This is a genomic window from Microbulbifer mangrovi (genome assembly GCF_002009015.1).
In the GTDB taxonomy this organism is placed as follows: Bacteria; Pseudomonadota; Gammaproteobacteria; order Pseudomonadales; family Cellvibrionaceae; genus Microbulbifer; species Microbulbifer mangrovi.
In genome coordinates, this window is the sequence record NZ_LZDE01000128.1 from 1 (window position 1) to 2362 (window position 2362).

Genomic DNA, 2362 nt, shown 5'->3' on the forward strand with positions numbered 1-2362 from the left:
TCGTACTTCAGCTGATAGCGCTCGCCCTGTTCATTGATCAGGCCGACCAGGTTGCGCTCACCATCGTAGAGATATTGCAGCTCGCTGCCATCGGGATTGGTGCGGGATTTGACCTAGCACAGCCATCATTGCGGTAAACAGTTCTGCGCCCGTTAGATTGAGCAATTGTTTCTAACAATCCTACAGATTACCGGAAGCCTTGAGGGCACTAAAAAATTAACCTTAAAAAACTTCTTTTTAATGAACGTAATGCAGGCCAGCCACATAAATAGAGAAAAACATATTCAAATAGAAAAAGTCCGGCCGTATAGACCGAACAAATCACTTCTAAACTAAATCACTTTACGAAGAATATCTAAAACCCCACCTTCAATTAGTGCCTGATCAGTAATCTGTCGCTCTTGATACCCGAAATTTCTATCAATTGGCTTTCTACTCAAATTTTTCCACGAAATCCCTTTTTGATATCTCGCACCACAGTTCATATCTCGTGACACTTTAATTTCTTCGCCATCAATCTCTTTAACAACGTGGTATACGCCCTCCGGCAAGCCACCTTCTTTGGAGGATTTCCACAGCTGATTTTCTACAGCCTCGACGAACCAAGCAGCCGCAGTGACCGGATACACAGATTGCGCTACTTTTATCCCCGGCTCATCCTCCTTTTGAAAGCTCAAGACTGGGGACTTGCTTAATACGAAAAGATGCGTATCCGACCTTACAAAAAACAACCTTTCAGCATCAAAGCCGATATTTTCAGCCTGACCAATCATCGCATACCCGGATGGCAACCTATCAGTATGCAACAACATTTAAATGCCCTTAATAATTTTTGCAGGGATAATCTTTACTGCACCGCTTTTCTCTAGATCACCACAAGTAAATCAGGGACACTGCCACCCAGTGAACGGTGTTATTGAGGGATTAGCATTTTGGATAGTACTACAAGCGGGAGCTAGACCGAAAAAGTCACGCAGGCTCTTCGTGCCAATGATGGATTGTCCGAGACTATCATTTGCAAATAACAAAGATGCCCACTCAAAACACTGCATTCAATATACTAAAACTCTACCGCTACAATAGGTACAAACCAATTAAATTTGCCATATACCTCCCCGGCTGATACTCACCGGATGAAAGAACTATTAACGTCTTTTCACTGCAATGATCACACGAGCTAATTTGAAACTGGAGGGGCAATCCATCTATCTTGTAGAAAGTAGTACCTGCCACAGAAACCGCCTTCACCCCATCTAGAGTAGCAACGACTTCTTCAGGGTTAGCTGCAGTAAGCCCACTCAATGGACGCCCGCCAACCACCCTTGATACAGATGAATCACCACATGATAAACACTTGCAAGAAAAATCTTTCTCTATAAACCCCCTTTCATCTCCATCGTATAGTTTTATCGTTTTTTTTAAATGGTTTTCCAAAATTTCCATCCTATTTAGGAGCAATTACTCCAGCCTCCAATAAGTCATCGATATTTGCCGGGAGTTCATATTGAACCCCCATCCCGGGCTTCCCGAACCAAGGAATAGCCGGACTGGCTTCGACTTCGAACTCTTTAAGTACAACATACTGGTTATAAGGCTTATTAAGTGTGTTGTCAGGTAAAGCCCTGGAAGGAAATGACTCACCTATTGGTGAAACAAACGTCCCTTTGTCATGAAATCCTAAGTCGTCTACCCAACCTCCATAGCGATCAATTCCATCTCCCGGCTTCAACGAAAATTTACTAACATTCACCGCACCCCGATTGGGGGGCCAAGCTGACGGACCAAGTAAGCCTTGTAACTTGTCCCACTCTTGATTCTTCCAGAGCTTATAACCTTCCGAAGCTTGCGTGCTATCTTTAAAAACGCCTTTCGAACGCTTTTGAAATGTATTCCACTGATTTTCTTTACAAGTTAAGCCATAAGGATCTATCCAACCGATCGGATTAGGCGCGTAAGAATAATTGTTTATCCCTCCTTCTAAGCCAATCGGATCTTGATTTAAGAATGCGCCCTGATGTGGATCATAAAATCTAAACCGGTTGTAATGCAGTCCACTCTCTTGATCAAAATACTGCCCCTGAAAACGAATCGGCTGGGAAATTTTTTCACAATGGGCTAAGGCTAAGTTTCCATACGACTTGTAACTGACACTCCAGACCACGTCTCCATTCGCGTTGGTCAGTACATCTGGCGTGCCCAAATGATCCAGGTGATATTGATAAGTCTCACTATTTTCACTTAAGGCAACCGGCGTGAAGGTTGCCGGTTCAAAATAGTAGGTACGAGATTTCAGATCCTGGCCACTAGCAACGTCTCTCGTGGCCTCCTGTAACAGCACATCGCCATTCCAAAGAAACTCTGT

General features: G+C 43.7%; 3 protein-coding genes. All 3 read right to left on the minus strand.

What is annotated here, in order from left to right:
• Positions 1-332 precede the first annotated feature (332 nt).
• A complete protein-coding gene (locus B4U49_RS00700) occupies positions 333-812 on the minus strand; it encodes a hypothetical protein (RefSeq protein WP_078082687.1) in 480 nt (159 codons plus the stop codon).
• 262 nt (positions 813-1074) lie between these two features.
• Entirely contained in the window at positions 1075-1434 is a 360-nt protein-coding gene (locus B4U49_RS18785) for a hypothetical protein (protein WP_143735449.1), read from the minus strand.
• 10 nt (positions 1435-1444) lie between these two features.
• The coding region (locus B4U49_RS00705) for an RHS repeat-associated core domain-containing protein (protein ID WP_143735450.1) at positions 1445-2362 on the minus strand (918 nt) is incomplete at its 5' end.